The organism is Nonomuraea longicatena (assembly GCF_039525605.1).
In the GTDB taxonomy this organism is placed as follows: domain Bacteria; phylum Actinomycetota; class Actinomycetes; order Streptosporangiales; family Streptosporangiaceae; genus Nonomuraea; species Nonomuraea longicatena.
In genome coordinates this window covers 86,347-108,675 of record NZ_BAAAHQ010000040.1, presented here as the reverse complement: position 1 = coordinate 108,675, position 22,329 = coordinate 86,347, and the positions used below count along the sequence as shown (strand labels likewise).

Below are 22,329 nucleotides of genomic sequence, written 5' to 3'. Positions count from 1 at the left end.
GGTCGGCCCCGCACGCACCCGAAACCCCGGTAGGGAACGCCCTACCAGGGCTCTCCGCCGGTCCGCAGGCCCCTGACGGCCGCGCGCTCGTGCAGGCCGAACCTCGCCTCCGGCTCGTGCGCGCCGTCGAGAACCCCCGCCACGTACGCTCCCAGGCGCGGCCCGTGCTTGAACCCGTGCCCGGAGTCGCCGCCCAGCACCCACACGCCCGGCGAGACCTCGGCGAGGATCCACTCGGCGTCGGGCGTCAGCGCGTACTGGCAGACCTGCGTGAACAGCACGGGCGCGGCGGCCAGCGCCGGGAAGCGCCTGGCCAGGTAGGTCCTGGAGTGCTCCAGGCTGGAGACGTCCACCGTGCGCGACCCGCCCTCCGGTTCGTACGGTTCCCCCTCCAGGTCGATCGTGGCCTTGAGGCCGACCCCGTCCACGTCGCCGTGCCCGTAGGCGGAGGCGTCGTAGTCCACCCAGGCGGGGGTGCCGGGCGTGCTCCAGCGCGGGGAGACCGCGAAGTGCAGCGTGTCCTGCTTGGTCACGGTCACCGGCACGTCGAACAGGGTGGGCAGCCAGGCGCCGCAGGCCCATACGACGCGGTCGGCGCGCACGACCTCGCCGTCGATCTCGACGCCGCCCTCCGCCGGCAGTGCCCTGGCCTTGACGAGCCGGGCTCCGGCGGCCTGGGCGAGCCGGGCGATCGCCTGGGTGGCGCGGCGGGCCCTGATGACACCGGCGTGGGGTTCCCAGAGCAGGAAACTGAGGTCGTCGCCCCGGAAGTCGGGGAAGAAGCGGGCGCCGTCGGCGGGTTCCAGCACCTCAACCCCCATGTCCAGATTTTTCAGGACTTGGGCGCTGGCGTGTTCCCAGCCGTCCGGCGTCTGGGCGAACCACAGCAGGCCCGCCTCGTGGAAGAGCGGTTCGCCGACGCGCTCCTCCAGTCTGCGCCACTCGTCCCTGGCCTCCCAGGCCAGCCGCGCGTAGAAGTCGTCCGCGCCGTGCGCCATCCGCAGCAGCCGGGTCTCGCCCGCGCTGGCCTGCCGCACGTGGCCCGGCGCGTACTGCTCGACCAGCGTCACCGCCCAGCCCGACTCGGCCAGCCGCAACGCCGTAGATGAACCCCAAATGCCCGCACCGACCACAATGACCGATTTCATGGATACACGGTGACCGTTTCCCCACCCCCGCCGCAAGGCGTCAGATCACGATCACCTTGACCACCGCGCCCGCGCAGTTGCCCGCCAGGCAGATCCGTACCGGGATCTCGGAGACGCCGGGGCGCACGGGTGTGCCGCCCACCCGGCCGTCCGGTCCGACGGCGATTCCCTCGGGCACCGCGTCGTGGTCGGTCACGGTGAAGGTCGGCAGGACGCCCGCCGGTCCCCCGTTGACGGCGATCTCGCCGTCGAGGAGGACACCGACCCGGCCGGGGAAGGTGAGGTTGCGCGGTTCCCACGGGACGTTGCGGTAGACGACCAGGGTGATCGTCTGTTCCTCGCAGGCGTCACCGAGGCAGAGCCGTACCGGGGCCGGGTAGGTGCCGGCCGTCCGGGGGATGCCGACCAGGCGGCCGTCGGCCGCCACGGTGACGCCGGGCGCGAGGCGGGCCGGGTGGATGCGGCGCCGCTCGTCGGTGGGCAGCAGCCGCTCGTCCAGCGGGATGCCCTCGGTGGCGTAGAAGGTGTGTTCGACCACGTGGCCGGGTTCGTCGTGAGGAAGGGGGGCGGCGTCGGAACGGACGAAGAAGGCGGCCTGCTCCCCGACCGAAGGCAGAGCGGGAATCGACGCGCACATAGCCAGACACCCGGCAAGGACAAACCACCTTTGCCTCACCATTACCCCCTGGTTCCGACTAACCGGGTTCTTACCCCTTTCTAGGTGAATCGTCACCGAGCGTATCCATGACGACCGGATAATCATCGGCATGGCCGCAGAATCAGCGCAGACACTGGAACGCGGGCTTCGCCTGCTCAGACTCCTCGCCGACGGGCACGGCGGACGCACCCCCACGGAACTCGCCGACGAACTCGGACTGAGCAGACCCGTGGTCTACCGGCTGGTCACCACCCTGATGAACGAGGGGTTCGCACGGCGCGACGGCGAAGGGCGCACGCACCTCGGGTTCGGCGTGCTGGTGCTGGCGCGGGCCGTACAACCGATGCTGAGGGCGGCCGCCGTGCCGATGCTGCGGCGCCTGGCCGAGGAGGTCGGCGCCACGGCGCACCTGACCGTCGCCGAAGGCGACGAGGGACTGGCCGTCGCGGTGGTGGAGCCGTCGTGGACGGACCTGCACGTCGCCTACCGCGAAGGCTCGCGGCACCCGTTGAGCAGGGGCGCGGCCGGACAGGCGATCCTCGCGCTACGGGCGGGCCGGGGTGGGTACCAGACCACTGAGGGACAGCTCCAGGAGGGTGCGCGCGGCGTCGCCGCGCCGGTGACCGGGCTGCCGTGGCTGGAGGCCTCGGTCGGCGTGGTGACCTTCGGGCCGCTCGCCGAGAGCGTCGGCCCCCGCGTCGTGGCCGCCTCGGCCGAGTTGACATCGTCCCTGCGATGAAAGACGGTTGCTACATATAGAGGACATTTTTGTCCGATATCCGGACGGAGTTCGAGGATGCCGTACTACCGCCGCGTCGGCGAGGTGCCACGCAAGCGTCATGTGCAGTTCAGGCGGCCCGACGGCGGCCTGTACGCCGAGGAACTCATGGGCGAGGAGGGCTTCTCCTCCGACTCCTCGCTCCTCTACCACCGCCACCTGCCCACCGCGATCGTCAAGGCGGAGGCGGTGGCGATCGAGCCCCAGGTCCCCGGGTCACTGACCCCCAACCTCCCGCTGACCCCACGCCACTTCCGCACCCAGGACCTCTCCAGCGCGGGCGACCTCGTGGCCGGCCGGATGACGCTCGCGGGCAACAACGACGTCCGGTTGTCGTACGCGACCAGTGACCGGCCCAGCGGGCTCTACCGCAACTCCAAGGGCGACGAGTGCGTCTACCTCCAGTCGGGGGCCGCCCGCCTGGAGACCACCTACGGCGCGCTCGACGTCGCCGAGGGCGACTACGTCGTGATCCCCACCGGCACCATCCACCGCTGGGTGCCACAGAGCACGGTCAACATCCTGGTCATCGCGGCCTCCGGGCACATCCGCCCGCCCCGCCGCTACCTGTCGCAGTACGGCCAGTTCCTGGAGCACGCCCCCTACTGCGAGCGCGACCTGCGCAGCCCGCAGGAGCCGCTGATCGAGGAGGGCGAGGAGGTGCCCGTCCTGGTACGCACCAGGGGCGGGCTGACCCGGCTGGTCTACCGCAACCACCCCTTCGACGTGGTCGGCTGGGACGGGTGCCTGTACCCGTACGCCTTCAACATCGAGGACTTCGAGCCGATCGTGAAGCGGACGCACGCGCCGCCGCCCGTGCACCAGACCTTCGAGGGCCCCGGCTTCGTGGTGTGCTCGTTCATGCCGCGCCCGCTCGACTTCCACCCGGAGGCCGTGCCGATCCCCTACAACCACCACAACGTGGACTCCGACGAGTTCATGTTCTACGTCGGCGGCGACTACTCGGCCCGCGCCGGGTCCGGCATCGACGTCGGCTCGATCTCGCTGCACCCGGCCGGTTTCACGCACGGCCCGCAGCCGGGCGCGGTCGAGGCGGTGATCGAGGCGGGCGCCACCCACACCAGCGAGAAGGCCGTCATGATCGACACCTTCCGCCCGCTCGACCTCGGCGGCGACGCGCTGTCCTGCGAGGACCCCGGCTACGCCTGGACCTGGGCCCGATGAACCCGCTGTTCACGGCGCTGGTCGACGACGCCGGGCTGTTCCCGCCGACCTCGCTGCCCATGGACGCGGCGCTCGCCAGGCACCGGCGCGACGCCGAGCGCGCCGAGCCGATGCTCACCCAGCGCTTCCTGTGCCCGGCCGGCCGCCTCGACACGCTGCGCCGCTCCGAGTGGATCCCGGCGCGGATCGGCCTGATCCTGGACACCCCCGAGGTGCCCGCCTACGACGACCTGCCCGTCGACTTCCTTGAGGTCAGGTGCCCGCCGGAGGAGGCGGGACCGGTCGCGGGCGTGCGGGTGTTCGTGGAGGTGCCGCCGCAGCTCCATCTGACCGCGCCCGCCGAGGGCGTCGGGCTGAAGGTCCGCTGCGGCGGCCTCACCGCCGACGCCTTCCCCAACCCCGACCAGCTCGGGGGGTTCATCCGTTTCTGCGCGGACAACCGGGTCCCGTTCAAGGCCACCGCCGGGCTGCACCACGCCGTCCGCCACTTCGACCCCGCGCTCGGCGTCGACCGGCACGGCTTCCTCAACCTGGTGCTGGCCGTCTGCGAGGCGGTCGAGGGGCGCGACCCGGCGCCGGTGCTCCGTACGACGGACGCCGACCGGCTGGTCCGCCTGACCCGGGCGGTCCCGGAGGAGACGGCGGTCCGCGCCCGGCAGCTCCTGGTCAGCTACGGCTCGTGCAGCACGAGCACACCCGTCGACGATCTGCGATCCCTTGGAGTGACATGAGCGGCTGGGGCATCGACCACCTGCCCTACGGGGTGTTCTCCCGCGCGGGCGAGCCCCCGAGAGTGGGCGTGCGATACGAGGACAACGTGCTCGACCTGGCCTCGGCGCTGCACGACGAGGTGTTCGCCACCGGCAGCCTCAACGCCTTCCTGGCGCGCGGCCGGACCGCCTGGCACGACACCAGGCGGCTCATCCGGAACAAGCTGGCCACCGACTTCGGGGTGGTCGAGCCGCACCTGATCCCGCTCGCCCAGGTCGTCCTGCACCTGCCCGTCGAGGTGGCCGACTACGTCGACTTCTACGCCTCGCTCGACCACGCCACCAACATGGGCCGCATCTTCCGGCCGAACGCCGAGCCGCTGCTGCCGAACTGGCGGCACCTGCCGGTCGGCTACCACGGCCGCGCGGGCACGGTGGTGGTCTCCGGCACGCCGGTGCGGCGGCCGAGCGGGCAGCTCGGGGCCGGGGTGTTCGGGCCGTCGGCCAAACTCGACATCGAGGCCGAGCTGGGGTACGTCGTGGGCGTGCCGAGCCCGCTCGGTTCGCCCGCCGGGCCGTTCGAGGAGCACGTGTTCGGCGTGACGCTGCTCAACGACTGGAGCGCCCGCGACATCCAGGGCTGGGAGGCGCAGCCGCTCGGGCCGTTCCTCGGCAAGTCGTTCGCGACCTCGGTCTCACCGTGGGTCACGCCGCTGGAGGCGCTGCCCCGGGTGCCGGGCCGGCCGCAGGACCCCGAACCGCTCGGCTACCTGCGCAGGACGGCCGACTGGGGGCTGGACATCTCCGTCGAGGTCCGGCTCAACGGGGAGGTCGTGTCGCGACCGCCGTACCGGAGCATGTACTGGACGCCCGACCAGATGCTCGCGCACCTGACCGTGAACGGCGCCGCGCTGCGCACCGGCGACCTGTTCGCCAGCGGGACGATCTCAGGCCCGGCCCGCGAGGAGCGCGGCTCGTTCATGGAGCTGAGCTGGAACGGCACCGAGCCGCTCAAACTGGCCGACGGCTCGGTGCGCACGTTCCTGGAGGACGGCGACACGGTGACGATCAGCGCCACGGCGGGCGGCATCACGCTCGGGGAGGTTTCCGGATCCGTCGGGTAGGCAGTTGGGGCTGCCGTGGCGGAGGTGGCTGATGGGCTGCGCCCGCCACAAGGACGGTGAAGATTGCACCAAGCGCCCGGCTTGAGGTTTACGGTAGAGGGGGAGCCCTTGCAGGCCCGTCGAGCCGTCAGGAGGCCGGCGTATGGATGAGTGGGTCATCTGGATAATCCTCGCGGTCGTGCTCGGGGTCGCCGAGATCTTCACCCTCACAGCGGCGCTCGGTCTGCTCGGCGGCGCCGCGCTCCTGACCGCGGCCACCGCGGCGCTCGGCCTGCCACTCCCCTTCCAGCTGCTCGTGTTCACCCTGGCCTCGGCCACGGGGCTGGTGCTCGTCCGGCCCCTCGCCGTGCGGCACCTCCGGCAGCCGCCGCGCCGGCGGTTCGGCATCGAGGCCCTGGTCGGCAAGCCGGCCTACGTGACCGCCGAGGTCACCGGGCAGGCGGGCAGGGTACGTATCGGGGGTGAGGAGTGGTCGGCGCGCGCCTACGACGAGTCGCTGGTCATTCCCACCGGTGCGACCGTGGAAGTCATCGAGATCGAGGGCGCCACCGCTCTCGTGTACCCCCGGGAGTGATCCAATGGAGCTGCTGATCGTCGGCCTGGTCATCGCCCTGTTCGCGGTCTTCACCGTGCTGCGGGCGGTGCGCATCGTCCCGCAGGCGCGGGCGCGCAACGTCGAGCGGCTCGGCCGCTACCATCGCACGCTCAAGCCGGGGCTCAACTTCGTGATCCCGTACGTCGACCGCGTCTACCCGATGATCGACCTGCGCGAGCAGGTCGTCTCCTTCCGCCCGCAGCCCGTGATCACCGAGGACAACCTGGTGGTCGAGATCGACACCGTCCTCTACTTCCAGGTCACCGACCCGCGCGCGGCCGCCTACGAGATCGCCAGCTATATCCAGGCGGTCGAGCAGCTCACGGTCACCACGCTGCGCAACGTGGTCGGATCCATGGACCTGGAGAAGACCCTCACCTCCCGTGACATCATCAACAGCCAGTTGCGCGGCGTGCTGGACGAGGCCACGGGCAAGTGGGGGCTGCGCGTCAACCGCGTCGAGATCAAGGCGATCGACCCGCCCAAGACGATCAAGGACGCGATGGAGAAGCAGATGCGGGCCGAACGCGACAAGCGCGCCGCGATCCTGACCGCCGAGGGCCAGCGCCAGTCGCAGATCCTCACGGCCGAAGGCGACAAGCAGGGCCGCATCCTGCGGGCCGAGGGCCAGCGCACGGCGGCCATCCTGGAGGCCGAGGGCCAGTCGCGCGCCATCGACCAGGTCTTCCAGGCCGTGCACCGCAACGACCCCGACCCGCAGTTGCTCGCCTACCAGTACCTCCAGGTGCTGCCGCAGCTCGCGCAGGGGCAGAACAACACCTTCTTCGTCATCCCGAGCGAAGTGACCTCGGCGCTGCAGGGGGTCTCCCGGGCCTTCAACGAGGTGCTGCCCCGCTCGGCCGCCACCCGGGAGGAGGTCGCCTCGTCGTCGGCGGCGGACGAGGAGGTGCAGAAGGCGTCGGCGGCGGCGGCGGAGGCGGTCGCCGACGCCCAGGAGGCCGAGCAGCCTGGTGTCCCGCGCCAGCTCAGCGCCCCCGCTCCCGAGCCGTCGCCGTTCCCGGGCCTTTCGGACAAGAGCCCGCACGGCACCGAACGCTGACCTACTCCAGGTCGAGCGGCGCGCCCGGTCACGGCGAACTCGTCGAAGAGTCGGCCTGCTCGGATCCGGGCGCGCAGTGTCACATCCACGAAGGGAACTGTCCGCAGGGAATGCGGAGTTCCGAGGTCATTTCAGGCCATAGGCCCTATGTACGGTTTGCTCGACGGTGTTGCCCTCGGCGTCCTTCGCCTGGGCCCGGAGGCCGACCGCCCCCGTGGTCTGCGCGAGCGGCGGGTGCACGACGCTCGCCCGGCCACCTGAGACCCGCAGCGGCGTCCAGGTCCTGCCGTCGTCGAAGGTGGCCTGCAGCCGCAACTCGCTCACCTTGGCGTCCGGCAGCCCCAGCGAGCCGTGGTAGCCGGTGACGCGGATCCGGTGCACCGCCCCGGCCTTCGCCCGGTTGTCCAGGTCGAGGCCCAGGTCGTAGCGGAGGTTGAGGCGCCGGACCGGTTCGCACGGCCCGATCTTCGACACGACGAACCAGGCCAGGCAGATGCCGTCGCCGATCCCGGTCATGCCGCCCGTCGGCGGTTTCGAGCGGAACGTCCAGGCGGTCTCGACCTCCCTGGCATACCGCTGGAGCGGGTTCGGGGTACGGAAGCGGTCGGTCATCCGATAGGTCGCCTCCGCCCCGTCCATGGTGAACGTCGGCACGGTCACCGCGAAGATGCCGAGCACCGCGCTCCGCTCGACGAGCGGGATCTCCCGCCCGTCGCGGTAGAGGCGCAACTCGTCGCCGCCGCCGTGGCGGTCACCGGCGAAGTTGGCATTGTAGGCAAAAGCCTCCTGGTGGTTCGGGAACGGGCCCACGACCGGCAACGCGGCCACGAACAGGTCCTCCGTACGGCAGGGGAAGCACTGGGCGCCTCCGGAGGAGGCGGCGGCGGGGCTGTATCCGACGTTGCCCGGCACCCTCGGCTGGGCACCCCAGGGCTCGACGTGCTCGCCCGCCGTGTCGAAGACGTCCACGGCGGTCGCGTTGAGTGCCCGCCGCTGGTAGTAGTCGGTGCCCTCGTCATAGCCGATCGTCGTGGCGCGGGTCCACACCACGTCGTCGGCGACCGGGCCGACGTACTCCGTCACGCGCGTCTGCGAGCGCCAGGCGTGCCCGAGCCCCCACAGGCCGGTGAACCAGCCCGGCCCCGAGCGCATCGACACGTCCGCGCTCACCTGGGCCGTGCCCGGCCGGTCGGCGTGGAAGCGGTTCTCGACGCGCCGCAGGTCGCGGGCCTTGACGTCGTAGTCGAGGTCGGCGGGGATCCGGCCGCGCTCGGGCAGGGTCAGCGAGTAGAAGTACGGCGTGCTCGCGCTGCCCTCCGCCGCCACGGTCACCGGACGGCGGGCCGCCAGCGCGGAAAGCGCCCGGCCCTCCTTCGCCGGCAGGCTCAGCGTCGGGATCGGGTACGTCGGCCAACTGCCCGCCGGGTCGAGGAAGGCGCGGTGGGCGGCGCCGTACCCGAGGACGCCCGCCGCGCCCGCCGCCTGGGCGGCCGTGACCCGGTCCAGGGCGTCGCCGTCGCAGGCGCTGCCGGGGCACAGGTCGGACAGATCGAGCAGGACCAGTTTGCCGCGCGCGTCCAACCCGTTGAAGTCGGTACGGCGGCCCGCGTCGAGCAGCGGATACCCGCCACGGTCGGGCAGCTTGCGCACGTCCATTCCGGTGCCCGCGTAGCGCGGGGTGAGCTCCGGGCCGCCCCGCACCCGCATCGCGACCTGCGGCGCGCCCATGAGGAAGCGGCCCGCCGCGACGAACGTGCCCTGGGTGACCTTTCTGGTGGGCGGCAGCCGGTAGTCGGCCAGGCCGTAGGCGGGCATCAGCGCCTCGACGCTCACCGACGCCACTCCGCTCGCCGCCCTGCGCTCGAAGGCGTAGTGCGAGGAGTACACCTCGGCGGGGCGCGGCGTGTCCACCTCGACCTTCTCGGCCTTGCGCAGGTCGAGCGTGACCGTGGTGTCCTTGGTGATCTCCACCTGCGGCTCGGTGGGCAGCGACTGCACCCACTCGCCGTCGCGGCCGTCGCGCCAGGCCAGCGCGCTGACCACGGCGTACGAGCCGGGGTAGACCTCGACCTCGCTGTCCGCGCCCGGCGGCGGGTAGTAGGAGTGGACGAGGTCGTCGCGGTCGTCGGTGCGCATGAGCATCCACGGGATCTCGGTCGGCTCGGTGCCGCCGTCCGGCAACACCATCCGCGTCCGTACGGTCACCTTCCTCGGTTCCACGAACGCCCCGACGGCGGTGCCGACCACGACACCCCCGTCGGCGGTGGCCTCGATCCGCCCCTCGTACCAGGTGTCGGGGCCCTTCGGGTCGAAGGCGACCGCGACGTCGGCCGAGCCCTTGGCGGGCACCGTGAGCGTGTCCCCGCCGAGGGTGAGGGTGCCGTCGGGGGCGCTGCCCCGGTGCGGCGTGATCTCGGCGCGCAGCGACAGGGTGACCGGCTGGTCGCCGTCGTTGGTGTAGGTCAGCGTCCTGGTGACCGGGCCGGGCTGCGGGTGGGCGAGGAAGCCGAAGTCGACGTTGCCCGTGGCGTACACCTGCTGTTTCACCGCGCGGGCGACGTCCACGCGGCCCGCGCCCTGCGTGTAGGCGGGCAGGCCGGCGTCGTGGGAGGTGCCGGTGAGCACGGCCTTGAGCCGGGTGTTCGGCCAGTCCGGATGGCGCTGGGCGAGCAGGGCGGCGGCGCCCGCGACGTGCGGGGTGGCCATCGAGGTGCCGGAGGCGGTCGTGTGCCGCTCGCCGACCGGGACACCCATCGAGGTGCCCTGGGCGCGGGCGGAGACGATGTCGACGCCGGGCGCGGTCAGGTCGGGCTTGAGCGTGTAGTCGAAGGCGGTCGGCCCTCTGCTGGAGAAGCTCGCGGCCCGGTCCCCGTCGTCCACGGCGCCGACGGTCAGCGCCTCGGGCGCGGTCCCGGGTGAGCCGATGCTCCGGCTGACGCCGTCGTTGCCCGCCGCGACGACGAACAGCGCGCCCTGCTCGGACAGCTTGGCGATCGCCTGGTCGAGCGGGTTGCCGGGGCCGGGGCAGCAGCCGCCCAGGCTCATGTTGACGATCCGGGCCCGCTGGGCGACGGCCCACTCCATGCCCGCGATGACCTCGGACTCCTGGCCGCCGCCGTAGTCGTTGAGCACCTTGCCGACGACGAGTTCGGCCTCAGGCGCGACGCCGGTGTATTTCTCACCGTTCCCGGCGATCGTGGCGGCGACGTGGGTGCCGTGCCCGTGGCCGTCGCGGGGGCCGGGGTCGGCGGTGAAGTTCTCCATCGCGGCGACCCGGCCGGCCACGTCGGGGTGGTCGGGGTCGATGCCGGTGTCGAGGACGGCGACCCTGACGCCCTTGCCCTTGAGTCCCGCCGCCCACGCCTGCGGGGCGCCGATCTGCTTGACGCTGCCGTCGAGTACCGGCTTGACCTTGCGGTCGAGCCAGATTCGGCCGGGGTCGCTCCTGCTCAGCGCCGACCAGAAGCGTCCTGAGTCGCGCTTGTCGACGCGTAAGGCGGTGGCGCCGATGCTGGGTAACGCGCGGGTGCCCGAGGTGGCGGGGAGCGCCGCGCGCCTCGCCCCGTTCTGGACGATCACCGGCAGGGTGGGGGTCTCGGCGTCGGTGTAGCCGTTGGCGGCGAGGTAGGCGACGTCGAACAGGCCCCGGTCGAGGCCGCCTGAGGAGATCCGGGCGAGGACGTCGGCCGGGTAGACGTAGTAGGCGTTCCGTTCCCGGTAGGAGAAGAAGAACACGGGGGCGCCGCCGGGGCGGCGGGCGGGTTCGACCTGGGCGTCGGGGGTGCCGTCCGGAGCCGTGCGGTAGGTGACGACGTCTCCGGTGATCAGGGTGATCTTCTTGGGGTCCTGTCCTGCGGTGGCGGGGACCGGTGCGGCTGGGGTGGGAGGGGCGGGGGGTGGAGTCGGTGCGGCCATCCCGGTGGAGAGCAGCACGCCGAATGCGATCATCGACCTGCGGATCATGCGCCCACCATGACAGACGGCCATATATCCGGATATGGCCTGGCATATACCGGCCACCTGCGGCCCGGCCAACCGCCTTCACCGGCCGGGGCGAGGGGTGAGGGGCCGCCCGGCTCTGACGAGCGGGCGGCCCCCTGGTCACCACTCCAGCAGCACGTAGCCCCGGTGCGGGACGTCGGCCTCGACGTGGAGCAGGCCGTCGGCCCGCCGCGTCGGTACGGTCACCGGCTCCGCCAGCGGCGCCAGCAGCGTGGCCGTGACGTCTGTGACCTCCGTGTCGAGCGCCACCACCGGCCGGGCCGGGTCGGCGGAGCCGTTCGCGATCGCCAGCCGCCGCCTGCCGCCGACCGTGGCGAACTGCGGGATCAGGTGCGGCCCACCGGTCACCAGCGGCAGGTCCGCGCCCAGGAAGCGGACCGCCCGGTGCGCCAGGCGCTGCCCGTCGTCCTCGCGGCCGAGTTCCTCGGGACGGCAGGCGGCGATCGTGACGACCTTCCCGCCGAGCCGGTTCTCGAAGGCCACCCGCCCGTCGCCCCAGTGCTCGCCGCGCGGCGTGACGATCTCCGTCCACACCTCGGCGCCGGGCTGCGCGGCCAGCCGCGCCACCATGGACTGCACGTTGACGCTCAGCAGCTCGCCGGTGTCGTGCACCCGCTCCATGCTGTACGGCTGCCGCGTCGGCGTGTGCCGTTCGGCGATCTCCTCGACGCGGACGCCCAGCAGGTCACCGTAGCCGCGCTCGGTCAGCACCAGCGCCGCGTGCCCGTCGAGCAGCAGCCCGCCGGACAGCCGTTCCTCGACCGAGTCGGCGGGCACACCCCAGGCGGCCTTGCCGAACAGCGCGTTGACCGGCGCCCGGCCGGACTGGACGGGCACCCCGTACGGCAGCAGGTACTCGGCGGCGCGCAGCGGGTCGGCATGCAGGCCGTCGAGGCCGCCGTCGCCCTGCACGTACGCGGCCGTGTCCTGCCACCACGGCAGGCCGACGCCGGTCGCGCTCAGCTCAGGGCTGGCGGCGCGCTCGACGGCCGCCCGCGACCTGGTCAGCATGGTGCCGATGCGCGGGTAGCGGTGAGGGTCGCCGGTCACGAACGGGTGCACGTCGAGCAGCAGCGCGTCGGCGCCGCCGAGCCGGGCGGCCACCATCTCGGACCAGGTCTGGGTGTCGGACTTGGTCCACTCGGTGTGCGGCCAGTTCTCGATCTCCGGGGCGACCTCGATGCCCTCGGGACGCAGTCCGCGCTGGAGTTCCATCATGGCGACCGAGTACGACAGCCTGCGGGCGGCCGTGTCGCCGTAGGGGGCGAAGTGGGGGCGGTGGACCTCCACGCGGTCGAAGACCGCCGACCAGTCGCGGCCCTCGACGGAGGCCACGCCGAGGCCGGAGCTCATCAGGCCGAGCTTCGCCCGTCCGCCGACGGCCGCGCGCACCAGGTCGAGGACTTCGAGCTGGGCCTCGCGCCAGGTCTGCTGGAGCAGTGCCCGCCACGGGTGGGGGGCGCCGGGCGCGGTGACGGCGGCGACCAGTTCCTCGCGCGAGGGCCGCTCGCCCGCGAGGCGCGCGAAGCGCGCCAGCATCTCGGGCTCGAAGCCGCCGCCCCAGGTGAGCGGGGCGTGGTTGTGGAAGCGGAAGTCGTCCTCCAGCCAGATCACCCGGAAACCGAGCCGGGAGAAGCGGCCGTAGTGCCCGGCCAGCCACTCGCGCCAGACCGGGCAGGCGAACGACGCGGCGGCCGTGGCCACCTCGCCGGTCGGCGAGACCAGTGGCGCGAACCCGAGGTCCTGGGTCCGGCCCCGGTCGGCGTGGCCGACGGTCACCCACGGGTTGAGGCTGACGGCGACGCCGTGGGCGGCGAGCACGTCGCGCGAGGCGGCCACGTGCTCGTACCAGAGGTCCTCGCCGACGCCGACCGGGTGGCCGGCGTGCATCTCCTCCGAGCCGTAGATGAGCACGACCTCCTCGATCCCGTGCTCGACGCAGTAACGCGCCAGCCGGGCGGGGTCCTGGCCGGGCAGGACCTGGAACCGGAGGTGGTAGCTCATCGCTGCCCGCGGTCGAAGTAGGCGACCAGTTCGGGGTCGAGGGCCGGCACGTCGTACGGCATGCCGCCGTCGCGCAGCGACAGCGTGGCCATGTAGCCCGCCGCCACGCTCATCCGCGCGGCCACCGGCGAGGTATCGGTCACGCCGCCGTCGCGGACGAACCTGCAGAACTCTCCGATGATGCCGGGGTCGGCGCCGCCGTGCCCGCCGTCGGCCTCCGGCACCCGGTAGGTGATGTCGGCCTCGCTCCGGTAGGCCGTGGGGCCGGAGTTCCACACCTTGACGTGGTCACCGGGACTGTCGCCGAAGTTCTCCAGGCGGCCCTCGGTGCCGATCACCGTGTAGTTGCGGAAGTAGTCGGGCGCGAAGTGGCACTGCTGGTAGGCGGCGATCACGCCGTTGTCCAGGCGCATGTTCATGACCGAGACGTCCTCGACGTCCACGACGTGGTTGAGGTCGCGGCGGGCGGTCGGCGGCCAGTCGAACTCGTGCAGCCAGCCGTCGGGGCGGGGCGTGCCGGGCTCGCGGCGCGGCAGGTCGCCGTAGACCATGAGGTCGCCCATGGCGTTGACCCGGCTGGTGTAGCCGCCCGCCAGCCAGTGGATCACGTCGAGGTCGTGGGCGGCCTTCTGCAGCAGCAGGCCGGTGGTGTTGCGGCGGTCGGCGTGCCAGTCCTTGAAGTAGTAGTCGCCGCCGTAGGAGACGAAGTGGCGCACCCAGACGGTCTTCGGCTCGCCGATGACGCCCTTCTGGATGATGTCGCGCATCAGCCGGACGACGCCCATGTGGCGCATGTTGTGGCCGACGTACAGGCGGGTGCCGGTCTCGTGGGCGGCGCGCAGGATGTTGTCGCAGCCCTCGACCGTGATGTGCATCGGCTTTTCGAGGTAGACGGCCTTGCCCGCGCGCAGGCAGTCGATCGCCATGCGCTCGTGGGTGTCGTCGGGGGTCGCCAGGATGATGGCGTCGAGATCGTCGCGCTCCAGCAGGTCGCGGTAGTCCTCGGTGAGATAGGCCCCCTCGTACCGTGAGGACTGCTGCTTCAGCGTCGCCGGATCGACGTCGCACAGCGCGCTGACCACCGAACCCTTGCCCGGCCGGTGCGCGGCCAGGTGCAGGTTCTTGCGGAGACCGAGACCGACGGCCCCGATGCGTAGATCTTCCACTTGCCATCCTTTCAGGCTCTGACCAGTCCTGAAGGGTAGCGTCGATTTATGAAAGAAGCTATAGAAAATAAGCTTCCAAATAGGACAAGATGCCCTCAAGGGCGCGCCTCACCTGCAGAGATAAGCAACGCGGCAGCGTTAAACCTCGACCTCGGCGGTGAAGAGGACCCGGTCGGCGAGGTTGAGCGCCAGGCGCACCGCGCCCACGACGATCGACTCGCGGCCCAGCTCCGAGGCCACCACCTTGGGCGGGTAGAGGCACACCCGGTCGAGGTAGGACTGGATCGGCCCGACCAGCAGCTCCCCGCCCCTGGCCAGCGCACCCCCTATCACGACCATCTCCGGGTCGAGCGGGTTGACCACCGTCACCAGGCCCTCGCCCAGCCGCAGCGCGAACCGCTCGACCGCCTCGACCGCGGCCGCCTCGCCCGTGCGCGCCCGCTCGAAGGCGAACTCCGCCATGTCGGCGGGCGCCCGCAGCTCGCCGGGCTCGACCGACATCGCGTAGTCGATCACACTGCCGAACGCCGTCCAGTTGCCGTTGGGCTGCTCGCCCAGCTCGCCGGAGGCCGCGTGGGCGCCCCGGTACGGCACCCCGTCGATCAGCAGCCCCAGCGCCAGCTTGTTGCCCGTGAACAGGTAGACCACGTCACGGCACTCCTGCGCCACGCCCCGCCAGTGCTCGGCCAGGACCGCGAGACGCATGTCGTTCTCGACCAGCAGCGGCGCCGTGATCGCCTTGCGCAGCTCCGCCTGCAGCTCCACGCCGGTCCAGTCGCGCAGGCGCACGCTCTTGACCACGCGGCCCTCGCCGTCCACCACGCCCGTGGTGCCGATGCCCACGGCGGCCAGCTCACCCGAGGACAGCCCCAGCTCCGCCGCGCTCTCCTCGACCAGGCCCACCACGGCGGCGATCCGCTCGGCGGCGTCGGCGTCGCTCGGCACCCCCACCGTGCGCGAGCCGACCACCGCGCCGCCGAGGTCGGCCGTCATCGCCCGGATCGTCGAGCCGCCGATGCCGATGCCGACCACGTGCCGCGCGGCCGCGCGGAAGCGGTAGCGGCGCGCGGGACGGCCCCGCTGGCGGTCCCCCAGCCCCTCCTCGCACTCCTGCGCCCAGCCTTCGACCAGGAGTTCCTCGACGATCGCCTCGGCGGTCGGCCTGGACACCTTGGCCGCCTTCGCGAGCTCGGTGAGCGTCACCTCGTCGCTGGCACGCAGGATGCGCAGGATGGCCGCCGAGTTGAGCCTCCGCAGTAGGGAGGCGTCGCCGCTCTGCTGTCGCACCGAACCTCCACCCGACGATGTGAACAGACATTTTACTTAGCCAAACTGGTTACAGAATCCCATCCCGAGCCGGTGGCCGGGCATCTTCCCGACTGCGGCGTCGCGGCGGGAGGTGCGCGCGGGGAGGAGCGTGACCCTGGAGGCCCCCGGGCGGAGTGCGGCGGGTGGGGTGGGTGGGCTCCGCCGTGACAGGTGCTTTGTCCTGGGACGGAGAGTCCCGCGTGAAGATGTGCTTTCGGAGGGGTTAAGGAAAGCTCGATGGACATCGTCCGAGGTCGGCGGGCACAGTGCGTAAGGTTCACTTGAGGGGGGATCGCGATGAAGGCGCTGGTCAAGGAGCGTCCCGAAGAGGGGCTCTGGCTCACGGACGTCCCGGAGCCGACGCTGGGCGCGGGCGAGGTGCTGATCAAGGTGCTGCGCACCGGGATCTGCGGCACGGACCTGCACATCCGCAAGTACGACGACTGGGCGCGGCAGACGCTGAAACTGCCCCTCATCGTCGGGCACGAGTTCAGCGGCGAGGTCGTCGAGGTCGCGCCCGGCGTCGAGGACATCTCCGTCGGCGACCTGGTCAGCGGCGAGGGCCACATCGTGTGCGGCAAGTGCCGCAACTGCATGGCCGGGCGCCGCCACCTGTGCCGCAACACGATCGGCCTCGGCGTCAACCGCGACGGCGCGTTCGCCGAGTACGTCACACTGCCCGCCGCCAATGTGTGGGTCCACCGCACGCCCATCGACCCCGACATCGCCGCCATCTTCGACCCGTTCGGCAACGCCGTGCACACGGCACTGTCGTTTCCCCTGGTCGGCGAGGACGTCCTGATCACCGGGGCGGGCCCGATCGGCCTCATGGCGGCGGCCGTCGCCACCCACGTCGGCGCGCGCAACGTGGTCATCACCGACATCAGCCCCGAACGGCTCGACCTGGCCGGCAAGCTCGGCGTCTCCCTGGCGCTCGACGTCGCGCACACCCCCATCTCCGAAGGCGTGCGCAGGCTCGGCATGAAGGAGGGCTTCGACGTCGGACTGGAGATGTCCGGCAACCCCCGCGCGCTGCGCGACATGATCGCCAACATGACCCACGGCGGCCGGATCGCGATGCTGGGACTGCCCGCCGAGGAGTTCGCCGTCGACTGGGGCACCGTCGTCACCTCCATGATCACCATCAAGGGGATCTACGGGCGGGAGATGTTCGAGACCTGGTACAACATGTCGGTCCTGATGGAGAAGGGCCTGGATCTGGCTCCGGTGATCACCGACCGGTTCTCCTACCGCGACTTCGACGCCGCCTTCGACACCGCCGCCAGCGGGCGCACCGGAAAAGTGCTGCTGGAGTGGGGCTGACGCACCCAGGCGGGCAAGAGTACGGCGTGGCGGCGGGTCGGCGGCGCCGGTGAGGAGCGTTGCCCTGGAGGCCGCCCGCGCATGACGGCGGGTGGGCTTGGGCGGGGCTGGGCCGTAATGGGAAATATTGTGACTTTGGAGGGTTGAGATGTTCGACTCCGTTCGGGGACAGCTGCAGGAGACGCTGGTCGAGATCACCGAGGCCGGGCTGCACAAGCCCGAGCGCGTGATCCGCACCCCCCAGAGCTCCCACGTGCGCGTCGGCGACGCCGAAGTGCTCAACTTCTGCGCCAACAACTACCTCGGCCTCGCCGACCACCCCGAGGTGATCGCCGCCGCCAAGGACGCGCTCGACCGCTGGGGCTTCGGCATGGCCTCCGTCCGCTTCATCTGCGGCACCCAGGAAGTGCACAAGGAGCTCGAAACCCGCCTGTCCGACTTCCTCGGCATGGAGGACACCGTCCTCTACAGCTCCTGCTTCGACGCCAACGGCGGCGTCTTCGAGACCCTCCTCGACGCCCAGGACGCGGTGATCTCCGACGCCCTCAACCACGCCAGCATCATCGACGGCATCCGCCTGTCGAAGGCCAAGCGCTACCGCTACGCCAACCGCGACCTCGGCGAACTGGAGGCCAGGCTCAAGGAGGCGTCCGACGCGCGGCGGCGCCTGATCGTCACCGACGGCGTGTTCTCGATGGACGGCTACGTCGCCCCGCTGCGCGAGATCTGCGACCTCGCCGACCGCTACGACGCGATGGTCATGGTGGACGACTCCCACGCCGTCGGCTTCGTCGGCCCCACCGGGCGCGGCACCCCCGAACTCCACGGCGTCACCGACCGGGTCGACATCATCACCGGCACCCTCGGCAAGGCCCTCGGCGGCGCCAGCGGCGGCTACGTCTCGGCCCGCAAGGAGATCTGCGACCTGCTGCGCCAGCGCTCGCGCCCCTACCTGTTCTCCAACTCGCTGGCCCCCGTCATCGCCTCCGCCTCACTGCGCATCCTCGACCTGCTGGAGACCTCCGGCGAGGCCCGCGAGCAACTGCGCGCCAACACCGCCCGCTTCCGCTCGCGGATGGCCGAGTCGGGCTTCGACATCCTGCCCGGCGACCACCCCATCACCCCCGTCATGATCGGCGACGCCGCCGAGGCGGGCGCGATGGCCGACCGGCTGCTCGAACTCGGCATCTACGTGATCGGCTTCTCCTACCCGGTGGTCCCGCAGGGCAAGGCGCGCATCCGCGTCCAGCTCTCCGCCGCCCACTCGGCCGACGACGTCGACCGGGCCGTCGCCGCCTTCGTCCAGGCCCGGCAGTCCTGAACCCTGAAATATGCTCTGCCGCGTGATTGACTCGCGGCGCCTGCGCACGCTGCGGGCGGTGGCCGACCACGGTACGGTCACCGCCGCCGCGGCCGCGCTCCACCTCACCCCGTCGGCCGTGTCCCAGCAACTCGCCGCGCTGGAGCACGAGGTCGGCCACAAACTGTTCCACCGCGACGGCCGAGGCGTGCGCATGACGGCCGTCGGACGCATCATGCTCGCCCACGCCGACCAGGTCCTCGCCCAACTGGAGAGCGCCGAGGCGGAGGTCGCCGCGTACACGACCGGCGCCGCCGGCGAGGTGACCGTCGCCTCCTTCGCCACGGCCATCGCCGCCGTCCTGTCCCCCGCCCTGCGCACCCTCCGCGAGAGCGCGCCCGGCCTGCGCGTCCGCGTCCGCGACGCCGAAGGCGACCAGAGCCTCACCCTGCTCCTGGACGGCGAGGCCGATCTGGCCATCGCCGTCGAGTACCGAGGCGCCCCCGACGACCAGCGGCTCCGCCGCGCCCACCTGTACGCCGAGCCGTTCGACCTGGTGCTGCCCGCCGACCACCCCGCCCCCGGCACGCTCGCCGACCTGCGCGGCGCCGACTGGGTGGGACCATACCCCGGCAACCCCGTCCACGACGTGATCGCCGTCGCGTGCGAGCGCGAGGGCTTCTCACCCCGCTTCGTCCACTCCTCCGATGACTTCCGCGCCGTGGTGGCCCTGGTGGGGGCGGGCGCGGGTGTGGCCCTGGTCCCCCGCCTCGCGCTACGCGACCTGGACCTGTCGGGGGTGACCGTACACGAGGCCCCTGGGCCCGAGCGGCGCGTCTTCGCGGCGGTACGCCGAGGCTCCGAACAACACCCCCTCCTCCGCCCCCTCCTGACCACCCTCCTCAACGGCCGCCCCCCGGAGATCTAACAGGTCACGGCGCCTACCGGCGAGTCCAGCCAGACCCACTGCCGACCAGGTTCGACCGTGATCCCGAACCTCTCGACGCCGGGCCGACCCGCCGCCTCCCAGCGGTTGCGCGCATCCTCGACGACTCCCCAGATGTCACGCGGTCCCCCGTGGCTGACGCGGGTCGGTTCAAGGAGCCCGACCTCAGCCCAGGAGTCTCCTGCGACGACTGTGAGTGTGTCCTCACCGGGGTAGGCGACCAGGTCCGGGAGGTACTGCCAGATGATCAGCGCCAGGCCCGGGGACATCGCCGTACTCCCCCCGACATCGGTGTCGCGATCTTTGACGACGGTCCTGTCCATGCCGGCCGAGTCTGAAATGCCGGGAATTTCGGCGTGCGTGCGCGCGGACATGAAGCCAACCGGGCATGGCAGGAGCCTGCCCACGGCTGTCTGATCGTCACCGACCTCCAGTCGGGCCAGAGCGCCGGACCAGGGGGCGCCACTATGGCGTAGATCGCAGACGATGATCCCTCCTGGCTTGGTCTGCTTGATCCACTCCGTGGGGATCTCGTCGAAGGCGACGGTCGCGATCAGCCGGTCGTACGGAGCCGCCTCCGGGTAGCCGTGGCGACCGTCCCTTACCGCGAGCGTCGGGTGATAACCGGCTGCTTCGAGCCGCGAACGCGCAAGTCCGATCAGATCCGAGTCGATGTCGATGCTCGTGACACGGTCGTCCCCAAGCCTCTCGGACAGGAGGCCCGCGTTGTACCCGGTTCCTGTTCCCACCTCCAATGCCGTCATCCCGTCATGGACGTCAAGGGCCTGCAGCATCCTGAGCATCAGGGAGGGGGCGGTGCTGGAGCTGGTCGGCCACGGCCAGCCGTCGTACTCGATGAACTGGGTCACCAGGGTTTGATCGGAGTAGGCGGCCTCCAGGTGGCCGGGGGTGTCAGGGGTGAAGTGTGTCCCCTTCCGCTCGTCCTCCGCGGCAGCTCCGGTGCGCAGGTAGAAGTCAGGAACGAAAAGGTGGCGCGGTACTCGTCCCACCGCTTCCCGCCAGGCGGGATCGGACAGCACTCCGCTGCCTCGCAACTCCTCAGCGAGCCGTTGCGCACATCGGGGCCAGGTGACGGTGATACCCGGGTCTTCGTGTGTCATCGGGCATCACCCTCCGTCAGCAGGTCGGCGATGGCATCGGCGATGGGGATGCGGGCTTCCTCCGCGACCCATGCCCAGGCGCCACCTGGGTTGACCTCCAGAAACCACCAGATGCCGTCCGAGTCTACGGAGAAGTCGAAAGCCCCGACTTCAATACGCAGTCGCGCCAAGAGCACCCGGCAGCGTCGGGCGATCTGATCTGGAATCGTCACGCTCTCATAAGTCAGGTTGCCGCACCCAGTCGTCCAATCCTGTCGGGCGGTGACGTCGTCGGCGTGGATGGCAACGCCCATGCATGCCCCTTGGCCGGTCGCCACCACCCGAGCGTCGAATGCCTTGTCGATGTTGTGTTGCAGAAGGTGAGGAGCGACGCTGATCCGCTGGTCGATCATGCGGGAGTCGACGGGGGTGGTGTGTATCAGCTTGACGCGACCCTCTTCGCTGACGATCTTGTGCATAATCGTCTTGTAGACAGCGCCGTTGCGCTGTGCCTCAACGAATCGTTTCGCCTGGTGCGTCTCGGTCGTGAGGATGGACGGCGGCACGGCGAAACCCACCGCAACCGCCGCGGCCATCTGGTTGATGCGATACTCGGCGTCAGCCGTGTGAGAGGGGTGCGATACCCAACGGGCTGGTAGCGACATCAACACGCCACCGAGGCCGAACCTCGTCTCCACGGTGACGAACCGTCTCTCCGGCTCGCTGAGACCGGCGGGAAAGCTGAATGGCTGCGACTGGCGATAGTAGATTGCAGTGATGCCCTCCAGGTCGATCACGGCGTGTGGAGTCGTAATGGTTCCGGTCCAACCGCGTGGGGTCAGCTCGGCCGTGAGCCGAGCCTGAGAGGGGAACCAGGCAGTGTCGAACCACCACGGATCCTCTCCACGTCCGACCAGTGCTCTTGCGACGTGCTGAGCTTCGGAGGAGTCCTCGCCCGCGAGGATGAGGATCATCAGTCGGTCACGGTCACGGTTGTGGTGTCCGGCTCCACTCTCCCGTCCACGTTGTACTTGGTCGGTCGGCTCTGCGTCGTGGTCTTGGTCGGCCTCTCGTGCTTACCGGCCGTGGCGGGGAGCGGAGCGACGGGAACGGCATGGTCCATCCCCCAGGGACGCACGGCCGTCGGCGCCTCCATCGAGAGGGGGACGGTGTGCCCTGGGAGCCCTATCGGGAATCGGTCATCGGGACGTGTCAACGGAGTGTTGTCGATCACAGCGGCAGTCGCCTCCTCAAATGCGCATCGTCTCCGACGCTAGGCCGCAACAGCAGGACGAACTAGATGTGGGGCCGTGTCCGTACGGGTCAGAATTTCCTGCCGGTCTGGCGGGATCCAGAGTTGCTGGCTGCGGCCGTCCGAAGTCACGACCACGCGCAAGCCCTCCAAAGGGCGAGTGGCTGGTTGGTGACCCGGGTCCATGCAGGCGAGACGCTCACCATGCCTCTCCAGACATGATCAGGCTCCACAACTCACCCACCCAGCGGTTCGCGGCCTGAGGGCTGACCCGAACCACAAGACCGTCGTCCGCCCGCTCAATGCGCCGGATCCAATACAGACCGCCAACGGCCAGCAGCTCGTACTCCACCGGCCGACACCGGCAACTCACCCGCACAACCCGAGGCAACCTCCCGAAACGCCGCACCCACATGTTCCCCTCGAACGCCCACCCCACCTGATACGCCCTCGGCGAGGCCGGAGCCGGGCAGTCATCCTCACCACACCCGCCCCTCCACCACCCCACCGGCCGCTGAGCGGGCACCACCACATCGCTGTCAGCCCTATCCGGGTCCGACGCCGGACGAATGGCTCCCCCGGACGTGATCCGCCCAAGCGGGCGAGCGGAAGTGTCGGCCGAGATGTCCGGAACCGCCACCGGCTTGTCGTCACGACCGCGCGGTCGTGA

18 protein-coding genes are annotated in these 22,329 nt (G+C 71.0%); 9 read left to right on the top strand and 9 right to left on the bottom strand.

The features are described 5' to 3' along the window. Positions 1–41: 41 nt before the first annotated feature. The gene (locus tag ABD120_RS31160; RefSeq protein WP_343953765.1) at positions 42–1,148 is read right to left on the bottom strand and encodes an NAD(P)/FAD-dependent oxidoreductase; all 1,107 of its coding nucleotides are present in this window, start codon (positions 1,146–1,148) and stop codon (positions 42–44) included. Positions 1,149–1,188: 40 nt separating this feature from the next. Beyond that, on the bottom strand, positions 1,189–1,785 hold the full coding sequence (locus tag ABD120_RS31155) for a hypothetical protein (protein ID WP_343953764.1): 597 nt from the start codon (positions 1,783–1,785) through the stop codon (positions 1,189–1,191). 130 nt (positions 1,786–1,915) lie between these two features. On the opposite strand from ABD120_RS31155, the gene ABD120_RS31150 reads away from it, so the two are divergent. From ABD120_RS31150 to ABD120_RS31125, 6 genes are all read left to right on the top strand, one after another. Next, the gene (locus tag ABD120_RS31150) at positions 1,916–2,545 is read left to right on the top strand and encodes an IclR family transcriptional regulator (RefSeq protein ID WP_343953763.1); all 630 of its coding nucleotides are present in this window, start codon (positions 1,916–1,918) and stop codon (positions 2,543–2,545) included. Between the two features lie 57 nt (positions 2,546–2,602). Beyond that, the gene (locus tag ABD120_RS31145; RefSeq protein ID WP_343953762.1) at positions 2,603–3,769 is read left to right on the top strand and encodes a homogentisate 1,2-dioxygenase; all 1,167 of its coding nucleotides are present in this window, start codon (positions 2,603–2,605) and stop codon (positions 3,767–3,769) included. Further along, entirely contained in the window at positions 3,766–4,500 is a 735-nt protein-coding gene (locus ABD120_RS31140; RefSeq protein WP_343953761.1) for a hypothetical protein, read from the top strand. Before ABD120_RS31145 ends, ABD120_RS31140 begins: the two co-directional genes overlap by 4 nt. After that, complete coding sequence (gene fahA / locus ABD120_RS31135) at positions 4,497–5,603, top strand: fumarylacetoacetase (RefSeq protein WP_343953760.1); 1,107 nt, start codon at positions 4,497–4,499, stop codon at positions 5,601–5,603. Before ABD120_RS31140 ends, fahA begins: the two co-directional genes overlap by 4 nt. Before the next feature lie 142 nt (positions 5,604–5,745). Beyond that, complete coding sequence (locus tag ABD120_RS31130) at positions 5,746–6,177, top strand: NfeD family protein (RefSeq protein WP_343953759.1); 432 nt, start codon at positions 5,746–5,748, stop codon at positions 6,175–6,177. Positions 6,178–6,181: 4 nt separating this feature from the next. Then, positions 6,182–7,258 carry an SPFH domain-containing protein gene (locus tag ABD120_RS31125; protein ID WP_343953758.1) on the top strand — a complete coding sequence of 359 codons (1,077 nt, stop codon included), beginning with the start codon at positions 6,182–6,184 and terminating at the stop codon, positions 7,256–7,258. Positions 7,259–7,384: 126 nt separating this feature from the next. Here ABD120_RS31125 and ABD120_RS31120 read toward each other — a convergent pair whose 3' ends face one another. From ABD120_RS31120 to ABD120_RS31105, 4 genes are all read right to left on the bottom strand, one after another. Beyond that, on the bottom strand, positions 7,385–11,221 hold the full coding sequence (locus tag ABD120_RS31120; protein ID WP_343953757.1) for a S8 family peptidase: 3,837 nt from the start codon (positions 11,219–11,221) through the stop codon (positions 7,385–7,387). A gap of 138 nt (positions 11,222–11,359) precedes the next feature. Next, the gene (locus ABD120_RS31115; RefSeq protein ID WP_343953756.1) at positions 11,360–13,264 is read right to left on the bottom strand and encodes a hypothetical protein; all 1,905 of its coding nucleotides are present in this window, start codon (positions 13,262–13,264) and stop codon (positions 11,360–11,362) included. Next, on the bottom strand, positions 13,261–14,430 hold the full coding sequence (locus tag ABD120_RS31110) for a Gfo/Idh/MocA family protein (RefSeq protein WP_343953755.1): 1,170 nt from the start codon (positions 14,428–14,430) through the stop codon (positions 13,261–13,263). The genes ABD120_RS31115 and ABD120_RS31110 overlap by 4 nt, the downstream gene beginning before the upstream one ends. A 138-nt stretch (positions 14,431–14,568) precedes the next feature. Further along, complete coding sequence (locus ABD120_RS31105) at positions 14,569–15,717, bottom strand: ROK family transcriptional regulator (protein ID WP_343953754.1); 1,149 nt, start codon at positions 15,715–15,717, stop codon at positions 14,569–14,571. Positions 15,718–16,035: 318 nt separating this feature from the next. On the opposite strand from ABD120_RS31105, the gene tdh reads away from it, so the two are divergent. The 3 genes from tdh to ABD120_RS31090 all read left to right on the top strand — a co-directional run bounded on the left by tdh (position 16,036) and on the right by ABD120_RS31090 (position 19,289). Further along, positions 16,036–17,061 carry an L-threonine 3-dehydrogenase gene (tdh, locus tag ABD120_RS31100; RefSeq protein WP_343953753.1) on the top strand — a complete coding sequence of 342 codons (1,026 nt, stop codon included), beginning with the start codon at positions 16,036–16,038 and terminating at the stop codon, positions 17,059–17,061. Positions 17,062–17,209: 148 nt separating this feature from the next. Next, a complete protein-coding gene (locus ABD120_RS31095; protein ID WP_343953752.1) occupies positions 17,210–18,382 on the top strand; it encodes a glycine C-acetyltransferase in 1,173 nt (390 codons plus the stop codon). Between the two features lie 22 nt (positions 18,383–18,404). Then, a complete protein-coding gene (locus ABD120_RS31090; protein WP_343953751.1) occupies positions 18,405–19,289 on the top strand; it encodes a LysR family transcriptional regulator in 885 nt (294 codons plus the stop codon). Here ABD120_RS31090 and ABD120_RS31085 read toward each other — a convergent pair. The 3 genes from ABD120_RS31085 to ABD120_RS31075 all read right to left on the bottom strand — a co-directional run bounded on the left by ABD120_RS31085 (position 19,286) and on the right by ABD120_RS31075 (position 22,011). Continuing rightward, the gene (locus tag ABD120_RS31085; protein ID WP_343953750.1) at positions 19,286–20,428 is read right to left on the bottom strand and encodes a methyltransferase domain-containing protein; all 1,143 of its coding nucleotides are present in this window, start codon (positions 20,426–20,428) and stop codon (positions 19,286–19,288) included. The two genes, ABD120_RS31090 and ABD120_RS31085, sit on opposite strands and share 4 nt — an antisense overlap. Further along, on the bottom strand, positions 20,425–21,381 hold the full coding sequence (locus ABD120_RS31080) for an MvdC/MvdD family ATP grasp protein (RefSeq protein ID WP_343953749.1): 957 nt from the start codon (positions 21,379–21,381) through the stop codon (positions 20,425–20,427). The genes ABD120_RS31085 and ABD120_RS31080 overlap by 4 nt, the downstream gene beginning before the upstream one ends. A gap of 477 nt (positions 21,382–21,858) precedes the next feature. Then, the gene (locus tag ABD120_RS31075) at positions 21,859–22,011 is read right to left on the bottom strand and encodes a hypothetical protein (protein ID WP_343953748.1); all 153 of its coding nucleotides are present in this window, start codon (positions 22,009–22,011) and stop codon (positions 21,859–21,861) included. Between the last annotated feature and the right edge of the window lie 318 nt (positions 22,012–22,329).